This window comes from Pontibacillus chungwhensis, from assembly GCF_030166655.1.
In the GTDB taxonomy this organism is placed as follows: Bacteria; Bacillota; Bacilli; order Bacillales; family BH030062; genus Pontibacillus.
Genome location: NZ_CP126446.1, coordinates 2,662,458 through 2,688,765, shown reverse-complemented (window position 1 = coordinate 2,688,765; position 26,308 = coordinate 2,662,458). Strand labels below are relative to the sequence as shown.

Genomic DNA, 26,308 nt, shown 5'->3' with positions numbered 1-26,308 from the left:
TCTGACACCAAGTAAGTCTTTAACGCGATAAAGGGTTTACATGTAAAGGTTGGCGAGGAAGATTCCGAGTGTTTCTTGATAGATTTCGTCAAATTGGGTAAGGGGTAGAGGGCTTATGCCTTTTCCAAGTTCAATGGTATAGCCAGGTCTTTGGTATTCTTGAATATACCAATCCCTATAACCTGCGTAGCTGTCTACTTCTCTAATAGGTCGGTACCCGCTTACGCGTGCAAATTCCTCCACAATGACTTCAGCTTCAGGTGGTTCTAAGTTTTCATACCCCCAGAAAATAACTTCACCTTGAGTGTGAAAGGTTAGGATGCGGGCAAAGTCTCGAGCATAGGTCAAATCCGCCATAGCAATGGATTCGGGTTCTGATAATGGAGATGGGCCAGGGTAATTGAAGGGGGAGGGTTGTTGTTCTTTCCGCTCTGCTTCAATTTCCCAATTGGCAGGGTAGTTATTGTTCAGATCAACACCTCGAATATTAGCCTTCCACGTAGAGAAATCAGTATTTCCTCCGTTAATGTCCAATACGTTAGACCGGTAAGGCTCCTCTTCAGGTAAGCCTTTAATGACTAAGTTCACCCCATCAGGATCGACCATCGGTACGGTGGATAACGAAGTAAGGTCGTAGAAGGGGAGCATGTTCAGTCCGCGTATCTGTCCGAAATTTGTTAGAGATACGAGATATTCATTTAAGAACCGCATTATAATTGGAGTTGTAATCCATTCATTTGCATGAAAGGAGCCATTCATATGAAGGCGTTTAGAGCCTCTCCCAATTCTAAGTTCTGGGAGTGTTTTCCCCATAACAGAGCTTCCGATTGATTCGTTGATCACAAATGGGTAGATCGCTACAAGCTGGTTAATGTCTTCGATCATTTTCTCATACGTATAATTTTCTTTGCCATTTACGACTCGCCAGGTAACTCGCACAGGTACCCGAATGACCTGACCAATCTGAAGTGTGGTTGGAGTCACACCAGGGTTCGTTACTAAAATCGCATCTACCGGTAAGCCACTTTGCTGGGCGATCAACCACAGGGAATCCCCCCTTGAAATCGAGACATTTGTTGTTACAAAGCCAGGAATCTTAATAGACTGACCTATAAAAAGCTGACTAGGATTGATTTCACGATTAGAGTCCACAATCAGCTGAAAAGGAAGAGAAAACAATTGGCTATAGTACCAGAGAGAATCCCCTTGTCGCACCGTTACATCCATACGAAAACCTCCTTAGGCAAACATCATTACAGTGTATGAGAATAATCTTTTCAAAAGAAGTTTTTATAAATAGAAGGAAAAAGAAGACGTATAGTGGCAAGCTCGAAAACGTAATATGGGAAGGAAAGTAGGTGATTCAACTGAGACTTTCCTTCTTTTATTCTTTAAAAGGGTTGGCTTTCTTTAGTTCTATGATTATTTCACTAGTCTTCTTCTATAGCGAGCAAATGATCCTTTCTGTTCCTTTTCATATGATTCTTGTAAGCTTTCTATATTTTGTAGTACCATCGCTGTTTTTATATAGTTTAACTCCGTTCATCCCACAAAAAATGGCCTGGACTTCTCTTGTGTCATTAGTTTTATTCTCCATTATACTTACCCTTCAACATGCTGCTTTTTTCACTGGTATGGAAATCTTTTCGGGGCCAATAGTCCATTGGATCCTTTTAGGATTATCTATAGATGCATGGCGTCCTTTCTTTATTGGACTCTCAAAACCTAACCCTCACTACATGAAATGGAGCTTATTGGCTGTAACCCCTGCTTGCGGTATACTGATTCTAGTGGCCTTATTTATTCCAGAAACTTCTTTTGCAACGGCTTATTGTCTCCCTGAAGGAGTTCCACTATCAGCTCTCGATACGGTTTTATTTCATCCTAAAGTAGACCTTATCGGATCATCTCTTTTCATGATGGTGACTCATAAATGTACGTTATATGTAACGAATAAAGGGGAGGTTGAATGATAATCTTTCCTAGAAATGCGACAAGTATAAAATGCTTGTCGCTTATTTAATGCTTTTGGGTTATATGGAGGAAAGCAGAATAAGACGTGTGAGGATTTGATTATATTTAAAATTTTCTGATAAATATATTGACAGTTATCTATTTTAACTGTATGTTTGTTGTAAATAGTATTACAGAAGTTTTGGATATCGATAAAATTTCGTCATATAATCAAATAGACATATTTGATGTTTTTTTAAAAGTTTATTGTAAGCGCTTTTATAAAGTGAGAATGCCTTTTAAATGTAATTGGTTCAGAAGGTATAAAGCGCTCTTTTCATCACCTATGTGACGCAAACGTAACGATAAAGGAGGATTTGAAATGACAACGATAACAGCTTTTGAACGATTGTCCGATGAAGAAAAGCATGCTCACTTCATGGAAAGAATTGAAGCGGGAGAGAAAATCGAAGCAGAAGACTGGATGCCGGAAGAATACAGAATGACGTTGATCAAATTAATTTCCATGCACGGTATTAGTGAAATAATGGGGGCTCTACCAGAGAAAGAATGGGTACCGAAGGCCCCGACACTAAGAAGAAAGCTTGGGATTATGGCGAAAGTACAAGATGAAATGGGACACGGGCAGCTCCTATTACGAGTAGCAGAAGACCTAATGAAGCCGTATGGGAAAAACCGTGAGGACATTATGCAGGACTTATTCTCAGGTCGTCTTAAATTCCATAACGTATTCCATATGCCAGCTCCTACATGGGGGGATGCAGGTCTGATTGGTTGGCTAGTAGATGGAGCCGCCATAATCACTCAAACCAATATGTTGAAAGCATCCTACGGACCATATGCCCGAGCATTGCAACGAATTTGTGCAGAAGAAGTCTTCCATGCGCAGCACGGGGAAGCTATTATTATGGCGCTTGCTGAAGGGACAGAAGAACAAAAAGCGCTTATACAAGATTCCTTAAATCGCTGGTGGGACTCCCTTCTTATGTTCTTTGGACCTGCTGCAGCTGAGACGACAGGATCATCAAAGCAAGACACAACGATGAAATACAAGATTCGAACCAAAACCAACGAACAGTTAAGACAAGACTTTTTCACGAAATATATTCCGCGTGTATTGTCGCTCGGTCTTGAGTTACCAGATCCGACCATGCATTACGATAAAGAGAAGGAACTATGGATTTATAAGCAGCCCGACTGGAATGAATTTAAAGAAATCGTCCGAAATAACGGACCAAAGTCGAAAGAACGCCTTCGCTTACGCCAACTTTCTTATGAGAACAATGCATGGGTACGTGAGGCGTTAAGCCCATCTAATGAAGCGATATAAGAAGGAGGAAATGAAGTGGGGGACCTAGGAAGAGAATTTTATCAAGAATTTGAAGTCTTCAGTAAACGAACATTTAAATCACCATTTCAACATCAGTTTAGTCTTCTGGCTCCAAATCATGAACTGGCAGTAGTGATGGCGCAGGAAAACTTTATGCGTCGTGAGCCAGTAGTTGATATTTGGGTTGTGAAGCGCTCAGACATACGGATGTTTAACCAGGAAGAGCGCGAGGCGTTACAACGTTTGGATAACAAAGAATATCGCAATACGAAGGGGTACGGCTACTTAAAGAAAAAGTGGCGAGATAAGGAGCAAGGCATGTTAGATGAGAAGGAAATTCTTTCGTGGGGAGGGGATGACAAGTGATGAAAACATTGGAGGATGTGAAAGCGAATGGGCATGAAGAAGCTCTAAGAGAACTTCTGTTCCAATTGGCCGATGATGATTTTATTGTGGCTTACAGAGGGTCAGAATGGCTTGGACTTGCCCCTCATATTGAAGAAGATGTTGCCTTTTCATCCATCAGTCAGGATACGATGGGGCATGCGACGATGTATTATCAATTGCTTGAAGACCTTGATGCAGGAATTGCCAACGACCTTGCCCATGGAAGAATGCCAGAAGAAAGACGCAATGCGATTCTATTAGAAGAAGTAAATGGACCTGGTCATTATTTAGAGGAGCCTCGTTATGACTGGGCATTCGCAGTAGTTCGTCATTACTTCTATACACAAGCTAAAAAGATTCGCACAGATTCCTTGCAGCAATCGTCTTACGAGCCCCTTTCTCATGTAGCGATTAAGGTTAATACAGAACTTTACTACCACCTTATGCACTGGAAGACTTGGTTTAAGCAACTTATTACGATTCCAGGTGAAGCGCAAGAAAGAATGCTTGAAGCGGTGTCAAAAGTGCTTGAAGATATGGACGGCGTTTTAACGCTTGGACCACAAGCTGAACAAATGGCGCAAGCAGGGCTGATTGAAGGGGAGGCGCTACTTAGAAAGCGCTGGATGAATGAGATTGAGTCTATGATGGATTCGTGTAATATCCAAGTGAATCTTGAACCTCAAATGAAACGAGGAGATGGGCGAGCTCTTACTCATACAGAAGATCTGAACACTGCAATTGAAACGCTCAGCGCAGTTTATCGACAAGACCCTGCAGCAATCTGGTAAACCATATCATCAAGAGGGGGGAAGTCTATGACACTAGTATTACAATCAGTGGAAAAGTCGTTAGAAAACGTGAAAGATCCTGAGATTGATTCTGTAAGCATTATCGATTTAGGTATGGTGGAGCACGTGGAGGTAGCTGATCATAACGCTTATGTTGCTTTACTGCCAACGTTTATGGGGTGTCCAGCTCTTGAGATTATTGAGAAAAATGTAAGAGAAGAGCTCTTAAAAGTTGAAGGAATCCAAACGGTTCAAGTGAAGTTCATCTATAGTCCGCCATGGACTTCTGATCGGATTACGGAACAAGGCAGAGAACGACTAAAAGAGTTCGGCATTGCACCTCCACCTACTCAAGTGGAAACAACAGGTGAATGGCACGTGGATTGTCCTTATTGCGGATCAACGTATACGACAATGGACAACATCTTCGGCCCAACCGCTTGCAGAAGCATTCTTTACTGCAAATCTTGCAAAAACCCATTTGAAGCGATGAAGCCAGTCTCAACAATGTAAGGAAAAAAGTAAAAGGAGTGGGAAACATGGTTAAGATGATCGCGTTATACAAACACCCGGAAGATAAGGAAGCATTTGATGAGCATTATTGGAATACACACAGTCCCATTACAGCAAAAATCCCTGGTCTGCGTGACATGAAAGTAACAAAGATCGTTGGCAGTCCGATGGGTGGAGAAGGCAAATACTATCTAATGTGTGAAATGTACTATGACAGCCATGAAGCATTGAAGGAAGCTATGAAAACGGATGAAGCGAAAGCCTCTGGAAAAGACGTAATGGGCTTTGCGGGAGAATTAGTAACCATGATGATAGGTGAGGAAGTCGATGCGTAATCTTCAGTTCCTTGAGGCTACAGTAATAGATGGCGTAGCGCTTATTGAATTGAATCGGCCAGAGGTGTTAAACGCGATTAACCGCCCAATGGTAAGTGAACTCGTTGAAGTCATGACCTCTTATGACCGGGATCCTGAAATTGGTGCAATGGTTTTAACAGGGAAAGGAAGAGCCTTTGCGGCGGGCGCTGATATCAATGAAATGGCAGGGGACTCCCCGATTGATTTAGAACTGTTAGATCAGTTCTCAGAATGGGATCGGCTGTTAGCTTTAAAGAAACCTGTTATTGGTGCTGTAAATGGCTTTGCCCTCGGTGGTGGATTTGAGCTAGCGCTAGCGTGTGATCTTTTGTTTACAACAGATTCAGCTCAATTTGGATTCCCTGAGGTGAACCTTGGGGTGATGCCAGGAGCAGGTGGGACGCAACAATTAACGAAAATTATGGGGAAAAGAAAAGCATTAGAGTGGCTCCTCACAGGGGAAAAAATGTCGGCGCAGGAAGCCCTTCACTTTGGAATTGTGAATCGCTTAATTGCACCAGAACTTTTATTAGAAGAAACAATGAAATTCGCTAAAACCGTAGCGAAGCAGCCTCCAATAGCTGTTCGATTGATTAAAGAAGCAGTCGATAAAGCGGTAGATTATCCTCTTGATGAGGGGATGAAGTTTGAACGAAAAAACTTTTATTTATTATTTTCATCTGAGGATCAAAAAGAGGGCATGAATGCGTTCATGGAGAAACGAAGTCCTCAATTTAGAGGGAAGTAGGTGAAAGAATGGGCGATACCATTCTTTATGAAGTTCAAAACGGCGTTGCAACGATTACCCTCAATCGGCCTGATAAACTAAATGCCTTTACGCATGAATTAAACCATGATGTGAGAAAAGCGGTTAAGCAAGCTTCGTCAGATGAGGATGTTCGTACGATTGTCATCACTGGTGCCGGTCGTGCATTTTGTTCGGGTCAAGATTTAAGTGGAGTCGATGACTCGATGGATCACGGGGAGGTCTTGCGAAATAGTTATGGCCCGATGGTGAAAGAAATTGATCGTTGTGAAAAGCCGATAATTGCCGCTGTAAATGGGGTAGCAGCTGGGGCGGGATTTAGTCTTGCGTTAGCGTGTGATTTTCGATTAGCTTCTGAAAAAGCAAGCTTCATAGAAGCATTTATACACGTCGGACTCATACCAGATGCAGGGAACCTTTTTAACCTACCAAAGATCGTCGGTCATGCCAAAGCATTAGAATTAGCGATTCTAGGTGAGAAAATCTCTGCTCAACAAGCGCAAGAGCTTCATCTAGTTACAAAAGTTATACCCCTAGAGGAATGGGAAATAAGCGTAACCTCATTTGCTGAGCGTTTAGCGTCTATGCCAACGAAGGCAATCGGATTAATTAAACGATCTTTAAAGGCAAGCTGGCAAATGGAGCTTCATGATTATCTTGAAAGAGAAGCATACGGGCAGCGAATTGCAGGCCTGACGAAAGATCATCACGAAGGTGTTCAAGCCTTTCTAGACAAACGAAAACCTGAATTCCAAGGTCAATAACATAAAAGGAGTGGATCAAATGGCAACTGCACAAGAAACTAAAATGGAACAAATGGCAATGAAACGTGATCACTACTCAATGATTATTAACGGTGAACGGGTTGATTCAACATCAGGTGAAACCTTTACTACATATAACCCTGCTACAGGCGAGCCGTTAGCAACTGTGGCTAAAGCAACGACTGAAGATGCTGAACGTGCTGTTGAGGCAGCTCGAAATGCTTTTGATTATGGGAAGTGGAAGAAGTTCCCTGTTGGGAAACGTTCTAGAACCCTTAACAAAATTGCTGGTATTATGCGTTCACGTTTCAATGAACTTGTAGAACTTGAAGTGTTAAATAGCGGAAAAACCATTGCAGCTGCTCAGGGCCAGGTTATGCAAGCAATCGAAGATTTTGAATTTTATGCTGGTGCTATTGTCGGTCATAAAGGCGAAGTAAATCCGGTTCCGGGTCAGTTCCACAACTATACCGAGAAAGAACCAGTAGGTGTGTGTGCTCAGATTATTCCTTGGAACTATCCGATGATGATGGCTGCTTGGAAGATTGCTCCGGCGATTGCAGCTGGATGTAGCGTTATTGTGAAACCCGCTTCTTTAACGCCATTAACAGCACTTGTTATGGCTGAGATCTGTACGGAAGCTGGAGTCCCTGAAGGGGTAGTAAACGTACTTCCTGGATCTGGTTCTGAAATTGGCAACTTCCTTGTTGAGCATAAAGGCATCGATAAAGTTGCGTTCACCGGATCTACTCCAATTGGGAAAGACATTATGGGGAAAGCTTCTCAAACTCTTAAGCGCGTCACGCTTGAACTTGGTGGGAAATCGCCTAATATCGTGTTTAATGATGCGGATCTAGATGCAGCCGTTGACGGTTCGTTATTTGGAATCTTCTATAATACTGGTCAATCTTGTGAAGCTCGTTCACGTATGTACATTCACGAAGATATTTATGATGAGTTCATGGAGAAATTCGTAGCTAAAACGAAGCGCCTTGCTTTAGGGAACCCAATGGACAAAGGAACACACATTGGCTCTATTATTAGCCGTGACCAGGTCGAAAGTATTGATGGGTATGTTCAATCAGCGAAAGAAGACGGAGCGACCATTCTAGCTGGTGGACAAGAAGCAAAAGTTGAAGGGTTTGAAAATGGTCACTGGTATGAACCAACTGTTATCGCTGATGTTACGCATGATATGAAAGCAGTAAAGGAAGAAATTTTCGGACCGGTCGTGGTCGCGATGAAATTTAGCGACGAGAAAGAAGTTCTGAAGTTAGCAAACGATAGTGAATATGGTCTTGGGTCTGCGATTTGGACGAAAGACCATGGCAAAGCTACACGTGTTGCCAATGGCATTAAAGCCGGCATAGTGATGGTGAATTGTCCTTTCTCTGCTTTTCCAGGAACACCATTTGGAGGGTATAAGCAGTCTGGCTTTGGCCGAGAGTTGAGCACCGAAACACTTGATCTTTATACGGAAACGAAGAGCATTCTTTCCTACTACGGCAACCGTCCGTTAAATCCACTCGGTGTAGAATAAGGTTCAAGAATGCGAGCGCATAGATTAATGCGTATCGCATTCTTTTCTTTTATCAATGACCAATAAAAAATGCTAGGAGGTCTACATAATGGTTAAATCAGTAGTTGTTGTAGGTTCAGGTGTGATGGGGCGCGGCATTGCGTACGTCAGTGCGTGTGGAGGATTTCAGACAACACTTGTTGATATACAAGAGGAACAGCTAGAGGCTGCTAAAGGTGAGTTGGATACGATCTTTCAAAAAGGTGTTAAGCGTGGGAAATTAAGTCAAGATGAGAGTGATGAAGCAAGAGCCCACCTTCATTTCTCTGCCTCTTTAGAAGAAGCGGCTTCTGGAGCGGACCTTTTGATTGAGGCTGTACCTGAGAAGGCCGAGATTAAACGAAAGGTTTTCGAAACAGCTGATGCCTATGCCACAAAGAGTTGTTATTTTGCAACGAATACAAGCACAATGAGTCCAACTGAAATCGCTTCTTTTACAAATAGGCCAACAAGAGTAATCGCCATGCATTTCTTTAACCCTGTTCACAAAATGCCCCTTGTTGAAATTATAAGAGGACTTGAAACTTCAGATGAAACAGCTGAAGTCATTCAAGGTGTCGCTCAGCGGATGGGGAAAGAAACAGTAGTCGTGAATGAATTCCCCGGATTTGTTACAAGTCGGATAAGTGCCCTTGTCGGAAATGAAGCCTTTTATATGTTGCAAGAAGGGGTAGGGAGTCCTGAAGAAATCGATAAAGCCATTAAATTAGGTTTAAATTACCCGATGGGACCTTTTGAACTTGGAGATCTCGTCGGCCTTGATGCCCGTTTAAATAATTTGAAGTATTTACACGAAAAGTTAGGGGAGAAATATCGTCCGGCTCCGCTTCTTGAGCAATACGTTAGCGCCGGACGACTGGGACGTAAAACCGGACGCGGTGTGTATGATTACTCAAAGGATGGTGAGCTTGTATGACAGAGGTGGTCATAGTAGATGCCGTCCGGACACCGATAGGAAGATATAAAGGAGCATTGAAGGACATACGTCCCGATGATCTTGGTGCGATTGTCATTAAGGCGCTTCTTGAACGGAACAAAAGGTTAGATACAAAAGGCATTGAAGAAGTAGTATTTGGAAACGCAAATGGAGCAGGGGAAGAGAATCGGAATGTAGCTCGCATGTCGGCTTTACTTGCTGGCCTTCCTGTAGAGGTAGGGGGGACTACGCTAAACCGGTTGTGTGGTTCGGGTCTCGATGCTGTAAACTATGCAGCACGTGCCATTTTGGCGGGTGAGGGTGACATTTTCATTGCTGGTGGAACAGAAAGCATGACCAGAGCCCCATATGTAATGGGGAAACCAGAAACTTCATACGCACGTGGCAATCGTGAAATGTTTGATACCACAATCGGTTGGCGATTTGTTAACTCACGTCTTGCTGAGCAATATGGGACAGATAGTATGCCTGAAACCGCTGAAAACGTCGCTAAAGAATTCGGCGTTACCCGAGAAGAGCAGGATGCGTTCGCATTTTCGAGCCAGCAAAAGGCAAAAGAGGCTATGGAGTCAGGGCGGTTTCAGCAAGAAATCGTACCGGTAGCTTATCATGATCGAAAAGGCAACGAGATCGTAGTGGATACAGATGAGCACCCACGTCCGACGACTACGCTGGAGAAACTAAACTCCCTTAAGCCGCTCTTTCCAAATGGTACGATTACAGCAGGGAATGCCTCTGGTATCAATGATGGTGCTTCTGCTCTTCTGCTCATGAGTGCTGAGAAAGCCAAAGAACTTGGGCTTAAACCTCTGGTTAAATATAGGGTCTCCGCCACAGCAGGTCTTGAGCCACGTATTATGGGCCTAGGGCCGATCTATGCAACTAAAAAAGCATTGAGCCGGGCTGGCCTAACTTCTTCTGATATTGGTTTAGTAGAATTAAATGAAGCCTTTGCCTCTCAGTCACTTGAGTGTATGAAGCAACTGGAGTTATTGCCTGAACGAGTCAATGTAAATGGCGGTGCCATCGCGTTTGGTCATCCTCTTGGGGCAAGCGGAGCACGAATTCTAACAACACTTATTCATGAAATGAAAAAGACAAATGCAGAACTCGGTCTCGCCACGATGTGTGTAGGAGTAGGCCAGGGAATTGCGACGATTGTAGAGAATGTATAAGGAGGGATCGGTATGAGCGGAATCAAATGTGAGATCAAAGACCATATCGCATACGTCACACTAGCGAGGCCGGATGCGCTAAATTGCTTTAACTTTGCGATGTTACACCAACTTGGAGAAGTGGTAGAATCCTTACATGTAGATCCAAAAGCACGGGTAATCATCTTTACAGGAGAAGGGGAGAAAGCCTTTAGTGCAGGGGCGGACTTAAAAGAGCGGAGGACTCTCACGGAAGCTGAAGTACGCCGAAATGTGAAAAAGATTGGCGATGTTTTTCAATCAATCGCTGACCTTCCTCAGCCTACCATTGCGGCGATTAACGGATATGCATTCGGTGGAGGATTTGAGCTTATGCTTGCCTGTGACTTCCGGTATGCTGTAGCAGATACCAAAATGGGATTAACAGAAACAAGTTGGGGCATCATTCCAGGAGCTGGAGGAACGCAGCGTCTTCCGCGCCTTATTGGAGATATGAAGGCAAAAGAGTTAATCCTAACGGCCAAAAAGTTAACCTCACAAGAGGCCTATGAATATGGACTTTTAATGGAGGTTGTAGAGCGGGAACATTTAATCGGTCGTTGTGAACGTTTAGCCTCTTTACTCCTTTCTAATGGGCCAGTAGCAGTCCAACAAGCGAAGTATGCTATTAATAAAGGGGCAGAAGTTGATCTTGGGACTGGGCTCGCCATTGAGTCGAAGGCCTATGAAATAACCATTCCTACTTCAGATCGCTTAGAAGCTTTAGAGGCTTTTCGTGACAAACGTGCTCCTCACTTTACAGGTAAGTAATCTGTGAAAGATCTTAAGAGTCAATTGTCCTCAATTTATGTGCCTTTTTCCATATTCATGATATAATCGTGATAGTTTTCTGAATTCAATGAAATAAGAGAGATAAAGGGTGTTACGGGGATGAATACTAGGTCAATGATCTTTACCTTATATGGGGATTATATACGACACTACGGGAATAAAATCTGGATTGGCAGCTTAATTCGTTTGCTGAAAGAATTTGGTCATAATGAGCAGGCGGTTCGAGCGGCCATTTCTCGAATGAGTAAACAAGGATGGCTTGAGGGGGAAAAGCAAGGGAATAAAAGTTATTACTCCCTTACAGAGATTGGTTTAAAACGAATGGAAGAAGCGGGAAATCGTATCTTCAAATTAAATCCTGAAACTTGGGACGGCAAATGGAGGATGCTTTTCTACACCATTCCGGAAGAAAAACGGAATTTAAGAGACGAGCTACGGAAAGAACTCGTGTGGAGTGGTTTTGGCACAATGACCAACAGCCTGTGGATCTCGCCTAATCAGTTAGAAGATAAGGTGTATGCTCTTATCAAGAAATATGAAATCGAAGAGTATGTCGACTTTTTCGTTGCTTCTTACGATGGCCCTCATGAGAATTGGCGTCTTGTTGAGAATAGCTGGGACATCCAACAGATTAATGAGAAATACAATGAGTTTATTGCCCATTACAGCCAGAAGTTCATTATTGATAAGAACAAAATTAAAAGTGGGGCTATGAGTGATGCTGAATGCTTTGTGGAACGAACGAAGCTTGTCCACGAATATAGGAAGTTTTTATTTATCGATCCTGGTTTACCAGAAGAACTCTTACCTCAGAAGTGGTTTGGAAGTTATGCGGGATCGCTTTTCAGTGATTACTATAAGGAGCTAGCTGAACCAGCGAATCGATTCTTCGAACAAGTCTTTGCTGACGGGAATGAAATGACGTTAAAGGATAAAGAATACGACGTTCTGTCCCATCCGCTTATGCTTGATAAAGAGTAAAAGAAACACAGCTTTCTCTAGAAAGCTGTGTTTCTTTTAGCTTATGATTGGCTACTTTACCATTTTAGCTTACATAATCGATCAACCGACCCTCATAAACGAGTTCAAGTTCTTCACTATTCCGAAAGTCATCCGGGGTGACAAGAGCAGGGAGTTTATCCCATAGTTTAATACCTGAACGATTGAGAACTTCTGCAACAAATTGTGAGCAGAAATAGGAATTGCTAAATTCAACAGGTTCTTTCATAGACACGCCGATTAAACCTAAAATGTTATACAAGAATTTATGGTTATTTCGTTGGAAGACTTCGAGGACTCGTTTCATTTTTTCTTTCTCTCGGTCCGTAACCTCCAATCGATAGATTACGCACATTGTATTTTGATATTTACTGAAAGTCCCCCTCGCAATATCCTCTTTTACGAAACCGCCATGAAGTGGGTTTTTAGGGTTCTTGCGACCAAAACTATACATATCTTCTAATTGGGGGTCAAAAGAAAGCGAGGCATGATTGTAAGGGGCTCTGGTGTATTTTTTGATGAGGGTAGTAAAGAGTGTTCCTGTATCTGAAAGCATAATATAAACATAGTTTGCTTGACTCATTGTACGATTCCCCTTTCTTTACATTTCCTTTCTTTTCATTATATAGGAAATTATTTAAAATAGATGTAGTTTGTGTGTATAGATAGGAGGATTCTATGCTAGAAACAATCATTACGCTTTCGGTTGTATTTGTTGGTTTGTGTGCAGCTACCATAGTGCTATATGGACTTAAGAAGAAACAGCCAAATAAAGATTTCTCAGGAATTTGGTTTCGTGTAAAAACATGGTGGGGAATGTTTGTTATTTTTTGTTTCGCCACGTTGTTTACCCCTATTGTGTCCTTGTTCTCCATCATGGTTCTTTGCTTTTACTCATTGAAAGAGTATTTTTCCATGATGAAAACAAGAAAATCAGATCGTCGCCTTTTCTTATGGTCTTACCTAATGATCCCCCTTCAATTTCTTTGGATTTATATAGGGTGGTATGGAATGTTTATCGTTTTTATTCCTATTTATGTATTCTTATTCTTACCTGTACCCCGAATAATAGGGAAAGGAACATTAGGATTCTTACGTTCTGTTAGTTTTACACAATGGGGCATGATGCTGATGGTTTTTGGTTTAAGTCATTTGGCGTTTTATTCGTCGGCCTCTCCTGAGTATGGTCCAAATCTTGTCCTTTACCTGATCGTGCTTACTCAAATAAATGATGTAATACACGCGATGGTTTCCATGTACTTTGGTCGGCATAAAGTGGTGCCAACTGCAAACCCTAACATATCTTGGGAAGGATTTGTTGGGGCATTCCTTATAACCATATTGGCGTCTTATCTGCTCTATCCTTACTTTACTCCTTTTGGTTTGACGTATGGCATTTTAGCAGGAGTATTAATTAGTGTAACGGGGTACTTTGGAAGCTTGACGGTATCTGTTTTAAAACGGGACTTACTTATTGGAGATCAAGGGAAGTTTGAGACCCTTCAAGGAAAGTACTTGAGTCGAATTGATAGTTTAACCTATACAGCCCCCGTATTCTTTCATGTTACGAGGTATTTGTTTGAATTTATGTAGCGATCGAGTGAAGTAAAGGAATGTAAAAGAGAGGAGGAGTTTGTAAGTTAATAGAACATTCTCAAATGAATTGAGACATCGAAAAAGGCAGAAGGTATACCTTCTGCCTTAAGCATCTTGTGTTTCACGTGCATCTTGATTGTCGGTGGAATCGTTTTGGATCTCTTTATATCTGCGCTTTTGTCTGTATCCATAAGTGATATTTCGAACGAGCTCATCGTTCTCGAGTCCGGCACCAATAGCACCTGCGAGTGTCGCTACTGAAGTGGCAAGCCAAGATAATTTAACGTAATCCATCATGCCTGCCTCGTCTTTTAATCCAGCTTCAGCCGCAAATAACTCGGCAGGAACAAAAACCCTGACGGCTAAGAAGAATAGAATGCCCAACATGGCATAGTAAAGCAATACAGCCATACTTAAGGTAATGACCGTAACGAGATTATAGACTCTTCTTAAATTGTGCTTACTCCTCTGAGAGGGCTTTTCCCATAAGTTATGAGCAAGGATGATCCAAATAATCATACTTGATACAGCGGTTAACATAAGTCCTATAAATCGGACAGACTGAAAGGCAGCACTTAATTGCCACAGAGTCGGAAAGATTAACCCGTATGTACCCGTAGCAAAAGCCACCGCTACCACGCTTTTAAATGAAGGGAAAATGGTCCACGGGCGATTCGCATAAACCATACCCATTAATACACGTAACCGTCCGTTTATTTTAGGAATAACAATGAAACGAAGCGAATCATCCTCATCATCAGGAGTTATTTTGCGAATGGGGGAGAAGAGCTTTGGAAGTTTCTTCTTGCGTCTGTGTTCTTTGTTTGTATTATATTGATAGTAATGAAGTTCACTAATGGTTTCAAGAACGACTTCACGGAGTCGTCTTTTCATTGGAACGGAACCGAAAGCAGGTAAAGAAATTTGAGAGACGCCTCGACTTTTGTTGATATCTGCCAAGACGATGTTTCCTTCCTCAAAGATAGGCAAATCTGTTAGGCAAATGGCATAATCCCATTCATTTTTTTTCTTCCGAATTTCCGTTTCTTCAATAATTTCATTAGCGGTTTCGGCTGCACCTGTTAATGGATCAATGATGACGTCAATTTCCCATTCTAAGGATGAATCAATTTGTTCCACTAATAGATCTGGGAGAATCTCCGCTAAACTTTTGGCCATTTTCTCTGGTAACTCAGGGGCGGGCACTAAACCCACTGTAATGTCACTCACTTCAAAACTCTCCTCCTTTCGTTTATATTAAAGTTAACAATATATATCTTCCACTCACACTTTCTTTTAAAACTGGTTTTATATAGAAATAATATGTTAGAAAAATAAATGCAATGATACGTTATAGAAACATGAGAATTTTTGTGCTGCTTATAAGTGCTCTTACCCGGAGTGAAGTTTGGCATTTATTCGGAAAGGGGCACGGCTCTTATGAACAAACCCATAAATTTATTTTTGCGATCTGTTGACGAATAGGGACTTCGATGCTATAGTAGTAGTTAATTATTCTTGTTCGGATTTATAATGAAAGAAAAAGTTACTACCAAGTACTTTCGTCTGGAATGAATTTTTGAGAGCAATAATAGTAATACAATGTGGACAAGATCCACGCAGGAGGCAACAAACATGTTACAAGGTACAGTAAAATGGTTCAACGCAGAAAAAGGTTTCGGATTTATTGAAGTAGAAGGTCAAGACGATGTATTCGTTCACTTCTCTGCTATTCAAGAAGAAGGTTTCAAAACTTTAGAAGAAGGCCAAGCCGTTTCTTTCGAAGTTGTTGAAGGCGACCGTGGCCCACAAGCTGCAAACGTTCAAAAGTAATTGAACTTGCCTAAAGAAGCTCTCCAACTGGAGGGCTTTTTTTTTTATATAATGAATGAGTAGTGGCAAAAAGCATCAATATAAAGAGACAAGATTACCAGGAGGCGACTAATAATGAAAGCAGTACAAGTAGTTGGGTATGGAGATGTAGATCAATTAGAGGTTAGGGAAGTGGAACGACCAACTCCGAAGGCTGATGAGGTTCTTGTGAAAGTTATGGCCTGTGGGATTAATAATACAGAAATATGGATGAGAGAAGGGGCTTATGGTACTGGATCTAAGTCAGGATGGCGTCCAGAAGGTGTGCAATTCCCAAGAACCCCGGGGTCAGATATCACCGGGGAGGTTGTAGAAGTTGGGGGAGATGTGAATCCTTCCATGAAAGGGAAATCCGTTGTTCTTTTCCCGTTTACGTCTAGTGGAGAGGAAGGGACTGAACACTATTCTGAAGATATGTCCTTCATTGGCTCCGAATATGATGGAGGTTATGCTGAATATGTGGTATGGCCAGCTGAATTATGTTTTGACATGCCGCTAGCCGATTATGTGGATAGTGCTGTATTTTCTGTAAGTGGAATGACAGCTTGGCATATGGTTGAGCAAATCCAACCGAACGATTCAGAGACAATTATGGTGACAGGTGCAAATGGTGGCGTTGGCTCATTAAATGTACAAATTGCATCCCGTGTGTTTGGAGCGAAGGTCATTGCGGTTGTGGGTGACTTAGCTCTTGAAGATAAAATGAAAGAACTTGGGGCAACTCATGTTGTATCTTATAAATCTGATAGCCTGGCCGAGGATATCCTTGAAGCAAATGGAGGCCCAATCGATTCTGTTCTTGATGTGGTAGGGGATCCGTTATTTAACACTTCTCTCCACGTATTAAAAAAAGGCGGAAAGTTTTGTACGTCAGGTTCTGCAGGTGGCCAAAAGACTGAACTTGATCTTAGAACGTTATACTTAAAGCACCTTACGTTTTACGGTTCTGTATTAGGGACAAGGGAAGAGTTTAAGCGTATGCTTCAAGCAATTTCTGAAGGGAAGGTTCAACCGGTTCTTGACCGGACATTCCCACTCAGTGAAGCTAAAGAAGCTCAAACCTACTTTAAACAATCGGGTAAAGTTGGAAAAATTGTTCTACTACCTGAGCATTCTTAATAAGGCATAAAGAACCTAGATAAATGTAACATTATTAGTGAATAGAATCCCCTCTGGAATAGAGGGGATTTTTTGGTTTATATACTTTACGCATATCATGATTCCTTTTGTTAGGTCTATTCCCGATCTTATCGAATGATTATGTATACACTTACGTATACATAATTAGTTAGATAAGTTTGGGTTATCAGAAAGGGGAAGAGTCGATGAGTAAAGACAAAAGGGGAAAGGAAAAACAAGTAAGAAAGCCAAATTTTCTTATTCTAATGGTGGACCAAGAGCGCTATCCATCTGTATATGAGACAGATGAAATGAAGAAGTGGCGTAAAGAATCGCTGGTAGCGCAAGAGCTTCTTAAAGAAAATGGAATGGAATTTCAACGTCATTACGCAGGGAGCACAGCTTGTTCACCCAGTCGAACGACATTGTATACAGGTCAATATCCTTCGTTACATGGTGTAACACAAACAAGCGGAGCAGCTAAAACATCTTATGATCCAGATATGTTTTGGCTTGATCCAAACTCAGTTCCGACATTTGGTCATTACTTTAGAGCGGCGGGTTACAAGACGTACTGGAAAGGCAAGTGGCACGCTTCTGAAGAAGATATTCTAATACCAGGAACCAAAAATGCATACGCGAGCTATTCTCAAACCGGTGTACCTGTACCAGAAAAGGTGAAAAGATATCTTCTTAGTGATCGTTTAAATCAGTATGGATTCTCAGGGTGGATAGGCCCAGAACCTCATGGCAGTTCACCTCGTAATACGGGTTCTTCGGCTGCGATTGGAGTAGAGGGAAGAGATCAAATATACGCAGATGAAGCAGTGGAACTCATTCAATCTCTTGATAAAGATCGAGATCAGTGTCCTTGGCTAGTCATGTGTTCTTTTGTGAACCCGCATGATATCGCTGTTTATGGAGAGTTAACAGAGCTCAGTCCACTGTTTAACTTTCAAATTGACCCAACACTGCCCGACATCCCTAAAGCGCCGACGAGTAATGAATCTCTTAATACAAAACCCGACGCACAAAAGAGCTATAAACGTACCTATCCTAAAGCATTGCAGCCTCTCAGGGATGATTTGTTTTATCGCCAACTTTATTATTCTTTGCAGAAGAAAGCAGATAACGAAATGTTAAAAGTATTTCAAGCTCTTCAGCAATCATCGTTTTATGAAGACACGATCGTCTTGTTTCTCTCTGATCATGGAGAATTATTAGGAGCTCATGGGGGCCTTTATCAGAAATGGTACAACACGTATGAGGAGTCTATTCATGTGCCGCTCATTATTCATAGTCCTAAACTTTTTTCAGATCGTGAACAAACCGACATGATTACTAGTCATGTGGATGTATTACCTACTCTATTGGGGCTTGCTGGAGTGGATCCTGAAAGAATCCAGCGGGAATTAGTGAAAAGCCACACAGAAGTTCACCCATTAGTAGGAAGAGATTTGTCACCCTTGTTAAAAGGGAAGACCCAGTTTTTCCGATCAAATGAACCAGTGTATTTTATGTCTGATGATGATGTGACGAGAGGGCTCAATCAAGTGAGTGCTGCAGGTGACCCTTACGAATCAGTGGTCCAACCTAACCATATAGAATCTATTATTACAACACTTTCAACCGGTAAAGACAGGACGGAAGAGGTGTGGAAGCTATCGAGGTATTATGATAATCCTCAGTTTTGGAGTAATCCCGGCGTGGAAGATCAAACGCTTCGACAAGACCGGAATAGCTACACAGATTGCCATGTAGAAGTTGACTTATGTATAACGGAAACGAAAGATCAACCTGTACCTGACCAATATGAGCTTTATAACCTATCTCAAGACCCGCTTGAAGAGAAGAATTTAGCTAACATCTCCTATCAGACTCCAGAGTCCCTAGTCATCATGAATCTATTGATCTCAGCTCTTGAAGAGCAATGCCGACAGAAGCGCTTATCCCCCTCGAGTGGTTCCGTGCCTGGGATGCCTTCTTGTAACGATACGTAACCGACTTGATAAATTATTAGCCATTCACCTAACGATACTATTACCCGGGAGCTATTAGCTGCTGGGTGATTGGTGTATTTTTAGATATGGGATTCAGAAAATTGTGTGTAAGACGATGAGATCCTGTAAACTGTAGAGGAGCATCATTTAAAATAGGATGTTATTCCTGAAAGGGGGAAGTTAGATGCATGTAGAAGTTGCGAAGGAGGATCACTTATCAGCAATAATTAAGATAGATGAAGGGGTTGTAGGCACGGACAGACGAAAGGAAATTGTTGAAGAATCTATTAAGAAAAGAAACTGCTTAGTTGCAATTGAAGAAGGAGAAGTGAAAGGTTTTTTATTATTTGATACCACTTTTTTTGACCATGCTTTTATTTCATTAGTTATGGTACCTCCAAAAGAAAGAAGAAAAAGAATCGCGAGTATGTTGTTAAAAGAAATGGTTCACCTATCTCCTACAGAAAAGATCTTTTCTTCAACCAATCAATCAAACGAACAGATGCAACAAGTATTTTATAAAAATGGTTTTAAACGAAGTGGAATCATTGAGAATCTGGACGAAGGGGACCCAGAGCTTATTTATTATTGTTCTCGCTAAGTTATAGATGGTTAAGGAGGGGAGCTGGTCACATTTTTTCAGAAAACTGTTACAATTAAGGGGTTGTTATGGCAATATATGTATTGGAGGTGAAATAATTGAAAAACTCCTTGATTCAAGGTGTCGTATTCATTGTAATTCTGCTATTTGTCTCTTCTGCACCTTTTGTGTTTGTATCATCATTCAGAGGAGTAGAGGTTGAATGGATGCGCATATTCGAATTGATACAAAGTATTCCTTCAATTGACTGGTTAGATCGAATAGACGCTACCTTTGTTGAGCGGATGGCCAGAACCTTTGTCCTCTTGTTAGTGGCGATGCTTTTTGGCTTAACTTTTGCGCTTGTACTAGGTTTGTTTGTTGCACGCTTCAAAGTATTTCGACTGTTTCGTGGTCTCATTGAAATCATTGGAATTGTTCCTGACTTTATTATTATTATCTTTTCAGTCGTGGTTGGAGTACAGGTCTATCAAATGACAGGAATTCGGATTATAAGCTTTATGCCAGATAAGAATACGGCTCACTTTTGGTTCCCAGTCCTTGTCTTGTCTATAGCGCCAGCTCTTTATTTTCTGAAACTGATCCACGTACGCTTTTTACAAATTAGCGGTGAGGATTATATCCGAACAGCGGTGTCAAAGGGACTAGATGTTTCGACTATTAATTTGCAACATGTATATAGAAATATGCAGCCGTTTATCCACGCTGAACTGACGAAAGGACTCTCTCTTACGATTGGCAACTTGTTTATTGTGGAGTATTTACTCAATGTAATCGGGTTAACACATTACATATTTGCAGTGAAGGATTTTCCGGCAACATTATTAGGCTTATGCGCTTTATTACTCATCGCACTGCTTGTATTTTTAGTGGTGAAGTTTGTTCTATTCTTATTTAGAAAGGGTTTAATCTATGAATAGAATTCGACAAATGAATGTACCTCTGTATGTAGGTTTTTTTCTTGTGTTAGTGTTTATTTTCTTAGCTATAGCCGGTCCAAAGATCGCGCCTCATTCGTTGGATCATAAAGTAGAGGTTGAGTATCAAGTAATCGATGGAAAAGGGATCGTAGTAGCACCACCGGTGGAGCCTTTTACGGTTCCGGCTTACCCATTAGGAACAGATAAATTCGGATATGATTTAGTAACAAAGCTTTTGCATGGCGCGAAGTATACGATAGGGATCGCGGTCGTGACGGCTCTTCTTAAGATGGTGACTGGGAGTATAATTGGACTTTATGCAGGCACTCTCAAATCAGAATCCTCCTGGTGGAAAGCGGTTGAGAATTCAGTCAGTTACATTCCCGCGTTTTTAATTTTATATTTTGTTCTTCAACCGATAACGATCAATCCAGATTTAGAGTCTATGAAACTGATTTTTATCTTTATCATATTAATGACGATTTTGAGTCTGCCCAGCACAATAGCGTCAGTTCGGAAACAAACGAGGGAAATCGTAAAGAAAGAATATGTGGATGTAGCAAGAACGCTAGGGGCTCGTCGCAACAGATTGGTCTGGAAGCATATCTTCCCTCAGTTAAAAGAGGGGCTACTCATCATGTTCGTGATGGAAATTGTATTTGTTATGACGGTAATGGGACAGCTTGGGATTTTCCACTTATTTATGGGAGGAACCATTAAGCAAACGAATCCTACTCTCTATTTATCTATGACGAATGAGTGGGCAGGATTGATCGGGCAATCCCGAGGCCATATTTTTGGAAATCAATACATATTGATGGTGCCTTTGGTAGCCCTTGTTCTTGCTACAAGTTCGTTTGTGTTATTAGCAAGAGGGTTACAAAATCATTTCCAAACTGACTGTCAGAAAGCTCCATGGATCCCGACAGGTAGTTCTTCTCATCAGCCACTCCCTAAAGTGAAGATGAAAATCGGGAAGCGGATAACGGTTACACCAGGCTTTATTATTATGGCTGTCTTTCTGTTCGTATTCACGGCAGGGCTTGTACTTGTAATGGGAGAAGTAGTGTAAAAGGGAGGGGTAGACATTGGGCTTTTTAGTATTAGCCATATTATTAATCTACTTATTTGATTTCACAAAGTTACGACAGCAAAATAAAACGATGATTGAGCAAAATGAGAAGATTATTCATTTACTACAAGAAATCAAAGATCAAGATCATTAACAGAAGTGCATAATAATTGGAGGAAAGAGTTTGGATAAATTCAACAACGTTTTGGAAACACAAAGATTAACCATTCGTCCTTTAATGGAAAACGATTATCAAGAGTGGCTTCATGGATTTCAATCACGTTTTCCTTCTACAAATAGACATGATGACGGGCAATTGGATCTGTCAGAATGCACCAGGGAATGGTTTAAAGGCTTAGTATCCACTCATCAGGAACTAGCGCTATCAGACATTTCCTATATTTTCGCTGTTTTTCATAAAGAAAGTCAGAAACACATTGGCATGGTTGATGTATCTACGATCATTCGCGGGGAATTTCAATGGGGAAGACTCGGGTACACCATTCATAACCAGTTTTGGCAAAAAGGGTATGGAACAGAAGCGACAAAGGGGGCATTAAGCCTTGCCTTTAATCAGCTAGGTTATCACCGGATTGAAGCTCATATCAATCTTGACAATCCCGCATCTAAAAGGTTAGCAGAACGAGTGGGTATGAAGTTTGAATGTATAAGGGAAAGATTTATATACGAGGATGGGGAATGGACAGACCACCTCATTTACACGATGAATAAAGGAAAGAACACCGAATAATGGATCTCTCGGTGTTCTTTGTTAATTTCTAATAGGTGATGGATTTTTAAGAATTTGAGTGGCCTCCCATACTTGTTCGTTTGATGGTGATTCTATCCCTTCGAGTGGATAAGGAATACCTAAGTTCTCCCATTTATAAACTCCAAGTTTATGGTAGGGAAGGACTTCAATTTTTTCGACGTTCTGAAGCGTTCCGATAAAATGAGACAAGGCAATCAAGTCTTCTTGATTATCATTCAGTGTCGGAACGAGTACATGCCTGATCCACACTGGAACATTCTTATCAGATAGAAGAGTGGCGAATTTCAATATGTGTTTATTTGTCATGCCGGTTAACGTTTTATGCTTATCAGAATGAATTTGTTTTAAATCAAGTAAAACAAGGTCGGTGTTTATAAGCAGCTCATCCAGCTTCTTTAAAAAGGTCGGGGAGCTATGGAAGCATCCTCCAGAGGTATCCAGGGCTGTATGAACACCGATCGTTTTTAACGCTTTAAAGAGTTCGATCAAAAAATCAATCTGGAGGAGCGGCTCCCCGCCGCTTACCGTCACTCCTCCGTTAGAAGCTTGGAAAAAGGGGAGAAAGTCTTTCACTTCTTCTACAATTTCTTCTACAGACTTTTCAATTCCTCCATTTAACGTCCACGTATCCGCATTATGGCAGAATTGGCATCGAAGTAGGCAACCTTGCATGAAGAGAACATATCGAAGCCCTGGACCATCAACTGCACCGCACGTTTCTATAGAGTGAATACGTCCTTTCATGAAGGTCACCTCCTGATCAATTTTTAGTTTACGAATACGGTTCTTCTCGTATTCTCCCAATTTCTATATCTCCAAATACTTATAACACGATGGTTTGTGGTGAGAATAATCTCATTTAAAGACTTTCATGGAAGGTACGATTTAAAATATCCATCTGTTGTTCACGAGTGAGCTTAATAAAGTTAACAGCGTAGCCGGACACCCGTACAGTTAGTTGAGGATATTGTTCTGGGTGATTCATTGCATCCAGTAATGTTTCTCGGTTAAAAACATTAACGTTAAGGTGATGTCCTTTCTTGATCATATACCCATCAAGTAGCCCAACCAAGTTCGCAATACGTGTTTCTTCTTCTTTACCAAGTGCCCGTGGAACAATGGAGAAGGTATTCGATATACCATCTAACGCATCTTCATAAGGAAGCTTCGCTACGGAACTTAAAGAAGCGAGCGATCCTTTCGTGTCTCTTCCATGAAGAGGGTTAGCCCCTGGTGCAAAAGGTTCTCCGGCTCTTCGTCCGTCTGGTGTATTCCCGGTTAGCTTGCCGTAGACAACATTGGATGTAATCGTTAAGATCGATTGAGTCGGTGTGGAGGAGCGATAGGTTTCATGTTTTTTAATTTTATTCATGAAACGCTTCACAAGATCGACTGCAATGTCATCTGCCCGATGATCGTTGTTTCCGTATTTCGGATAATCTCCTTCAATTTCGTAATCCATGACTAAGCCATTCTGATCTCTAATCGTTTTTACGTTAGCGTAACGGATGGCGCTCAGGGAATCTGCCACAACTGATAACCCTGCAATGCCACATGCCATCGTGCGTAGAATCTCCCGGTCGTGAAGAGCCATTTCAATTCGTTCATAGCTATATTTATCGTGCATGTAATGGATAATGTTGAGCGTGTTAACGTAAAGTTCAGCCAACCAATCTAGCATGTTGTCATATTTATCCATGACCTCATCGTAGTCTAGATACTCTGATGTTATGGCTGGATATTGAGGAGCTACCTGAACTTTCAGGACCTCATCTATTCCCCCGTTAATGGTATAGAGCAAAGCTTTGGCAAGGTTAGCACGAGCTCCGAAGAACTGCATTTGTTTTCCGATGGCCATAGCCGATACACAACAAGCAATGCCATAGTCATCCCCGTAGTATTCTCTCATTAAGTCGTCATTCTCGTATTGAATGGAACTTGTTTTAATAGACATCTTTGCACAATATTTCTTAAAGGCAGGGGGGAGATTCACTGACCACAGGATCGTTAAATTTGGTTCTGGAGCAGGGCCAAGATTATCTAACGTGTGCAAGAATCGGTATGAACTCTTCGTCACTAGTGGGCGACCGTCCTCTGTCATGCCTGCAATGGACTCTGTAACCCAGGTCGGGTCTCCGCTGAAGAGTTGGTTATACTCAGGTGTTCGGGCAAATTTAACCAGCCGCAGTTTCATAACGAAATGATCAACAAGTTCTTGAGCGGCCTCTTCTGTCAGTCTGCCTTCCATCAAATCGCGCTCTATATAGATATCAAAAAAGGTAGAGACGCGCCCAAGACTCATGGCAGCTCCGTTTTGTTCTTTAATCGCAGCCAGGTAGCCTAAGTAAAGCCACTGGAAAGCTTCCTGGGCTGTACGAGCCGGTGTAGAGATATCATAACCATAAATCGTTCCTAGTTCTTTTAGTTCATCGAGTGCTCTTAGCTGTTCAGATACTTCTTCTCGTTCCCGAATAATTTCTTCTGTCATAGCTAGTTGACTGAGTTTATCTTGATCTTTCTTTTTCTCTTCAATTAAGCGGTCCACACCGTAGAGAGCGATACGTCGATAATCTCCTATAATCCGACCTCGCCCATAAGCATCAGGGAGTCCGGTAATAATACCAGCCTTACGTGCTAATTTCATCTCAGGTGTATAGGCGTCAAAGACACCCTGGTTATGGGTTTTTCGAAATTCGGTGAAGATCTTCTCGACCTCTTCATCAAGTTTATATCCATAGGCTTCAAGAGATGCAGCCGCCATTCGGATTCCCCCAAATGGTTGGAGGGACCGCTTGAAAGGTTCATCAGTTTGAAACCCCACAATTTTTTCAAGACTCTGATCCAAATAGCCCGGGCCATGTGAGGTAATAGTCGAGACGGTTCGTGTATCTAAATTAAGGACACCGCCCTTATTCCGTTCCTCATTTGTTAAATGCAGGACCTTCTTCCATAAGATTTCAGAGCTTGATGTAGGACCTTTCAGGAATGTTTCATCCCCTTCATAAAGCGTGTAGTTCTGCAAAATAAAATCTCTAACATCAATGGAATCTTGCCATTTTCCTTCTTTAAAACCGTTCCATGGTGGACTGCTTTGCGTGATGACAGATGTGTTCATCTCTAACGCCTCCTCGCCGGTTAAGTGATAGGATTTTCGTTACTTTATGCTCAGTGTTTCACAATCTTTCTACACTTTTATTATACTCCCGTATGATGTAAAAAACAGTATTTTAAAGGAATGTTCTTACAATGTTCAAATTTATCCAATTACGTTGTAAATCGGTGATAAATCTGAAATAATTTATAAAATGGCGGTGTGGAAAAATGTGGGGATTGAGTGTTTGGTACTAGAGTCTCTGAGCATAAGATCGAGGTTAGAAATTAGGAGTGTTAATACTTTAGCTTTTTATGAATAGTTTATAATAGGCGCGTAGGAGGTGGACGTATATGACCTTTGTTGTTTTAGTCATTTTATTGCTGTTGATTTTAAGTTTGGAATACTTGCTCAGGAAGAAATTTAAGATCGAACGTCAATCCATTACAGATACCAAGGGAAAACACGTGGACCGCTTCGGAAGGGGGATGACTGTACTCATAGCCATCAGCGTGTTAACTTATGCGATCTTTGAAGATCCTGAAGAGGTTAAGTGGTATTACATGGCGATTGTTGGCATTCAATTTGGGTATGAGGCTTTCATGCAGTGGATGTTTATCAAAGGGTCTAAGGAATATATCATCACACTCGTCTATTTGGCCCTTGGTTTGTTTACGATATATAATATTGACCTTTTATTTGCAGGCTTTATGTAAGGAAGTGGGGACTTATGAAGGTGGAAGTGTAGTTTAACTGGAATAGGTCTTTCAACCAGAAAAGGAAAGCTCTTTTTTAATGACTCTGAAATAGACCAGAGTAAAGTTAAACAGATTAAGTGTAGAAGAAGTTTAGGATCTTACATAAAGAAAATGAACTTTTCAAGC

General features: G+C 41.5%; 28 protein-coding genes. 23 read left to right on the top strand and 5 right to left on the bottom strand.

The window, feature by feature from the left end:
- Positions 1-36: 36 nt before the first annotated feature.
- A complete protein-coding gene (locus QNI29_RS14005) occupies positions 37-1,227 on the bottom strand; it encodes a M14 family metallopeptidase (RefSeq protein WP_231417121.1) in 1,191 nt (396 codons plus the stop codon).
- 131 nt (positions 1,228-1,358) lie between these two features.
- Between QNI29_RS14005 and QNI29_RS14000 the strand changes: the two genes are divergently transcribed.
- The 13 genes from QNI29_RS14000 to paaX all read left to right on the top strand — a co-directional run bounded on the left by QNI29_RS14000 (position 1,359) and on the right by paaX (position 12,363).
- The gene (locus QNI29_RS14000) at positions 1,359-1,973 is read left to right on the top strand and encodes a hypothetical protein (RefSeq protein ID WP_284526496.1); all 615 of its coding nucleotides are present in this window, start codon (positions 1,359-1,361) and stop codon (positions 1,971-1,973) included.
- Between the two features lie 362 nt (positions 1,974-2,335).
- Positions 2,336-3,304, top strand: a complete 969-nt coding sequence (paaA, locus tag QNI29_RS13995; protein WP_231417119.1) for a 1,2-phenylacetyl-CoA epoxidase subunit PaaA — start codon at positions 2,336-2,338, stop codon at positions 3,302-3,304.
- Positions 3,305-3,319: 15 nt separating this feature from the next.
- Positions 3,320-3,670, top strand: coding sequence for a 1,2-phenylacetyl-CoA epoxidase subunit PaaB (gene paaB, locus QNI29_RS13990; RefSeq protein ID WP_231417118.1), 351 nt, complete (start codon positions 3,320-3,322; stop codon positions 3,668-3,670).
- Positions 3,670-4,482 carry a 1,2-phenylacetyl-CoA epoxidase subunit PaaC gene (gene paaC, locus QNI29_RS13985; RefSeq protein ID WP_231417593.1) on the top strand — a complete coding sequence of 271 codons (813 nt, stop codon included), beginning with the start codon at positions 3,670-3,672 and terminating at the stop codon, positions 4,480-4,482. The genes paaB and paaC overlap by 1 nt, the downstream gene beginning before the upstream one ends.
- Before the next feature lie 27 nt (positions 4,483-4,509).
- Positions 4,510-4,995 carry a 1,2-phenylacetyl-CoA epoxidase subunit PaaD gene (gene paaD / locus QNI29_RS13980; RefSeq protein ID WP_231417117.1) on the top strand — a complete coding sequence of 162 codons (486 nt, stop codon included), beginning with the start codon at positions 4,510-4,512 and terminating at the stop codon, positions 4,993-4,995.
- Between the two features lie 26 nt (positions 4,996-5,021).
- Complete coding sequence (locus QNI29_RS13975; RefSeq protein WP_207527652.1) at positions 5,022-5,330, top strand: EthD family reductase; 309 nt, start codon at positions 5,022-5,024, stop codon at positions 5,328-5,330.
- Positions 5,323-6,099: an enoyl-CoA hydratase/isomerase family protein gene (locus QNI29_RS13970; RefSeq protein ID WP_231417116.1), complete on the top strand. Its 777-nt coding sequence runs from the start codon at positions 5,323-5,325 to the stop codon at positions 6,097-6,099. Before QNI29_RS13975 ends, QNI29_RS13970 begins: the two co-directional genes overlap by 8 nt.
- A gap of 8 nt (positions 6,100-6,107) precedes the next feature.
- On the top strand, positions 6,108-6,881 hold the full coding sequence (locus QNI29_RS13965) for an enoyl-CoA hydratase-related protein (RefSeq protein WP_231417115.1): 774 nt from the start codon (positions 6,108-6,110) through the stop codon (positions 6,879-6,881).
- A gap of 19 nt (positions 6,882-6,900) precedes the next feature.
- Positions 6,901-8,421, top strand: a complete 1,521-nt coding sequence (locus QNI29_RS13960; RefSeq protein ID WP_231417114.1) for an aldehyde dehydrogenase family protein — start codon at positions 6,901-6,903, stop codon at positions 8,419-8,421.
- 88 nt (positions 8,422-8,509) lie between these two features.
- Positions 8,510-9,376 (top strand): 3-hydroxyacyl-CoA dehydrogenase, encoded by an 867-nt coding sequence (locus tag QNI29_RS13955; RefSeq protein ID WP_231417113.1) that lies wholly within the window; start codon positions 8,510-8,512, stop codon positions 9,374-9,376.
- Complete coding sequence (locus QNI29_RS13950) at positions 9,373-10,572, top strand: thiolase family protein (protein WP_231417112.1); 1,200 nt, start codon at positions 9,373-9,375, stop codon at positions 10,570-10,572. The genes QNI29_RS13955 and QNI29_RS13950 overlap by 4 nt, the downstream gene beginning before the upstream one ends.
- A 12-nt stretch (positions 10,573-10,584) precedes the next feature.
- Positions 10,585-11,361: an enoyl-CoA hydratase-related protein gene (locus QNI29_RS13945; protein ID WP_231417111.1), complete on the top strand. Its 777-nt coding sequence runs from the start codon at positions 10,585-10,587 to the stop codon at positions 11,359-11,361.
- Between the two features lie 120 nt (positions 11,362-11,481).
- Complete coding sequence (paaX, locus tag QNI29_RS13940; RefSeq protein ID WP_231417110.1) at positions 11,482-12,363, top strand: phenylacetic acid degradation operon negative regulatory protein PaaX; 882 nt, start codon at positions 11,482-11,484, stop codon at positions 12,361-12,363.
- 64 nt (positions 12,364-12,427) lie between these two features.
- On the opposite strand, the gene QNI29_RS13935 is transcribed toward paaX, so the two are convergent.
- Positions 12,428-12,964, bottom strand: a complete 537-nt coding sequence (locus QNI29_RS13935) for a C40 family peptidase (protein WP_231417109.1) — start codon at positions 12,962-12,964, stop codon at positions 12,428-12,430.
- Between the two features lie 95 nt (positions 12,965-13,059).
- On the opposite strand from QNI29_RS13935, the gene QNI29_RS13930 reads away from it, so the two are divergent.
- A complete protein-coding gene (locus tag QNI29_RS13930; protein ID WP_231417108.1) occupies positions 13,060-13,974 on the top strand; it encodes a phosphatidate cytidylyltransferase in 915 nt (304 codons plus the stop codon).
- Between the two features lie 108 nt (positions 13,975-14,082).
- On the opposite strand, the gene QNI29_RS13925 is transcribed toward QNI29_RS13930, so the two are convergent.
- Positions 14,083-15,207 carry a hypothetical protein gene (locus QNI29_RS13925; protein ID WP_231417107.1) on the bottom strand — a complete coding sequence of 375 codons (1,125 nt, stop codon included), beginning with the start codon at positions 15,205-15,207 and terminating at the stop codon, positions 14,083-14,085.
- 405 nt (positions 15,208-15,612) lie between these two features.
- Here QNI29_RS13925 and QNI29_RS13920 point away from each other — a divergent pair, with 405 nt between their 5' ends.
- The 8 genes from QNI29_RS13920 (at position 15,613) to QNI29_RS13885 (ending at position 22,312) form a co-directional block, all read left to right on the top strand.
- Entirely contained in the window at positions 15,613-15,810 is a 198-nt protein-coding gene (locus tag QNI29_RS13920; RefSeq protein ID WP_036781972.1) for a cold-shock protein, read from the top strand.
- Between the two features lie 114 nt (positions 15,811-15,924).
- Complete coding sequence (locus QNI29_RS13915) at positions 15,925-16,968, top strand: zinc-binding dehydrogenase (RefSeq protein ID WP_231417106.1); 1,044 nt, start codon at positions 15,925-15,927, stop codon at positions 16,966-16,968.
- A 206-nt stretch (positions 16,969-17,174) separates the two neighbouring features.
- Positions 17,175-18,968 carry a sulfatase family protein gene (locus tag QNI29_RS13910; RefSeq protein ID WP_231417105.1) on the top strand — a complete coding sequence of 598 codons (1,794 nt, stop codon included), beginning with the start codon at positions 17,175-17,177 and terminating at the stop codon, positions 18,966-18,968.
- Positions 18,969-19,152: 184 nt separating this feature from the next.
- Positions 19,153-19,569, top strand: coding sequence for a GNAT family N-acetyltransferase (locus tag QNI29_RS13905; RefSeq protein ID WP_231417104.1), 417 nt, complete (start codon positions 19,153-19,155; stop codon positions 19,567-19,569).
- A gap of 98 nt (positions 19,570-19,667) precedes the next feature.
- Entirely contained in the window at positions 19,668-20,489 is an 822-nt protein-coding gene (locus QNI29_RS13900) for an ABC transporter permease subunit (RefSeq protein ID WP_231417103.1), read from the top strand.
- Positions 20,482-21,561: an ABC transporter permease gene (locus QNI29_RS13895; protein WP_231417102.1), complete on the top strand. Its 1,080-nt coding sequence runs from the start codon at positions 20,482-20,484 to the stop codon at positions 21,559-21,561. The genes QNI29_RS13900 and QNI29_RS13895 overlap by 8 nt, the downstream gene beginning before the upstream one ends.
- A 16-nt stretch (positions 21,562-21,577) precedes the next feature.
- The gene (locus QNI29_RS13890; RefSeq protein ID WP_231417101.1) at positions 21,578-21,715 is read left to right on the top strand and encodes a hypothetical protein; all 138 of its coding nucleotides are present in this window, start codon (positions 21,578-21,580) and stop codon (positions 21,713-21,715) included.
- A gap of 51 nt (positions 21,716-21,766) precedes the next feature.
- The gene (locus QNI29_RS13885; RefSeq protein ID WP_255687712.1) at positions 21,767-22,312 is read left to right on the top strand and encodes a GNAT family N-acetyltransferase; all 546 of its coding nucleotides are present in this window, start codon (positions 21,767-21,769) and stop codon (positions 22,310-22,312) included.
- 21 nt (positions 22,313-22,333) lie between these two features.
- Here QNI29_RS13885 and pflA read toward each other — a convergent pair whose 3' ends face one another.
- Together pflA and pflB are read right to left on the bottom strand one after the other, a co-directional pair.
- Complete coding sequence (gene pflA / locus QNI29_RS13880) at positions 22,334-23,077, bottom strand: pyruvate formate-lyase-activating protein (protein ID WP_231417100.1); 744 nt, start codon at positions 23,075-23,077, stop codon at positions 22,334-22,336.
- Positions 23,078-23,192: 115 nt separating this feature from the next.
- Positions 23,193-25,448 carry a formate C-acetyltransferase gene (pflB, locus tag QNI29_RS13875; RefSeq protein ID WP_231417099.1) on the bottom strand — a complete coding sequence of 752 codons (2,256 nt, stop codon included), beginning with the start codon at positions 25,446-25,448 and terminating at the stop codon, positions 23,193-23,195.
- A 329-nt stretch (positions 25,449-25,777) separates the two neighbouring features.
- Between pflB and QNI29_RS13870 the strand changes: the two genes are divergently transcribed.
- Positions 25,778-26,140, top strand: coding sequence for a DUF4181 domain-containing protein (locus tag QNI29_RS13870; protein WP_231417098.1), 363 nt, complete (start codon positions 25,778-25,780; stop codon positions 26,138-26,140).
- Positions 26,141-26,308 lie beyond the last annotated feature (168 nt).

Coding starts and splice junctions, on each gene's coding strand:
- QNI29_RS14005 (WP_231417121.1), bottom strand. CDS start 1,227: ATGGATGTAACGGTGCGACAAGGGGATTCTCTCTGGTACTATAGCCAA.
- paaA (WP_231417119.1), top strand. CDS start 2,336: ATGACAACGATAACAGCTTTTGAACGATTGTCCGATGAAGAAAAGCAT.
- paaC (WP_231417593.1), top strand. CDS start 3,670: ATGAAAACATTGGAGGATGTGAAAGCGAATGGGCATGAAGAAGCTCTA.
- paaD (WP_231417117.1), top strand. CDS start 4,510: ATGACACTAGTATTACAATCAGTGGAAAAGTCGTTAGAAAACGTGAAA.
- QNI29_RS13975 (WP_207527652.1), top strand. CDS start 5,022: ATGGTTAAGATGATCGCGTTATACAAACACCCGGAAGATAAGGAAGCA.
- QNI29_RS13970 (WP_231417116.1), top strand. CDS start 5,323: ATGCGTAATCTTCAGTTCCTTGAGGCTACAGTAATAGATGGCGTAGCG.
- QNI29_RS13965 (WP_231417115.1), top strand. CDS start 6,108: ATGGGCGATACCATTCTTTATGAAGTTCAAAACGGCGTTGCAACGATT.
- QNI29_RS13960 (WP_231417114.1), top strand. CDS start 6,901: ATGGCAACTGCACAAGAAACTAAAATGGAACAAATGGCAATGAAACGT.
- QNI29_RS13955 (WP_231417113.1), top strand. CDS start 8,510: ATGGTTAAATCAGTAGTTGTTGTAGGTTCAGGTGTGATGGGGCGCGGC.
- QNI29_RS13950 (WP_231417112.1), top strand. CDS start 9,373: ATGACAGAGGTGGTCATAGTAGATGCCGTCCGGACACCGATAGGAAGA.
- QNI29_RS13945 (WP_231417111.1), top strand. CDS start 10,585: ATGAGCGGAATCAAATGTGAGATCAAAGACCATATCGCATACGTCACA.
- paaX (WP_231417110.1), top strand. CDS start 11,482: ATGAATACTAGGTCAATGATCTTTACCTTATATGGGGATTATATACGA.
- QNI29_RS13935 (WP_231417109.1), bottom strand. CDS start 12,964: ATGAGTCAAGCAAACTATGTTTATATTATGCTTTCAGATACAGGAACA.
- QNI29_RS13930 (WP_231417108.1), top strand. CDS start 13,060: ATGCTAGAAACAATCATTACGCTTTCGGTTGTATTTGTTGGTTTGTGT.
- QNI29_RS13920 (WP_036781972.1), top strand. CDS start 15,613: ATGTTACAAGGTACAGTAAAATGGTTCAACGCAGAAAAAGGTTTCGGA.
- QNI29_RS13915 (WP_231417106.1), top strand. CDS start 15,925: ATGAAAGCAGTACAAGTAGTTGGGTATGGAGATGTAGATCAATTAGAG.
- QNI29_RS13910 (WP_231417105.1), top strand. CDS start 17,175: ATGAGTAAAGACAAAAGGGGAAAGGAAAAACAAGTAAGAAAGCCAAAT.
- QNI29_RS13905 (WP_231417104.1), top strand. CDS start 19,153: ATGCATGTAGAAGTTGCGAAGGAGGATCACTTATCAGCAATAATTAAG.
- QNI29_RS13895 (WP_231417102.1), top strand. CDS start 20,482: ATGAATAGAATTCGACAAATGAATGTACCTCTGTATGTAGGTTTTTTT.
- pflA (WP_231417100.1), bottom strand. CDS start 23,077: ATGAAAGGACGTATTCACTCTATAGAAACGTGCGGTGCAGTTGATGGT.
- pflB (WP_231417099.1), bottom strand. CDS start 25,448: ATGAACACATCTGTCATCACGCAAAGCAGTCCACCATGGAACGGTTTT.
- QNI29_RS13870 (WP_231417098.1), top strand. CDS start 25,778: ATGACCTTTGTTGTTTTAGTCATTTTATTGCTGTTGATTTTAAGTTTG.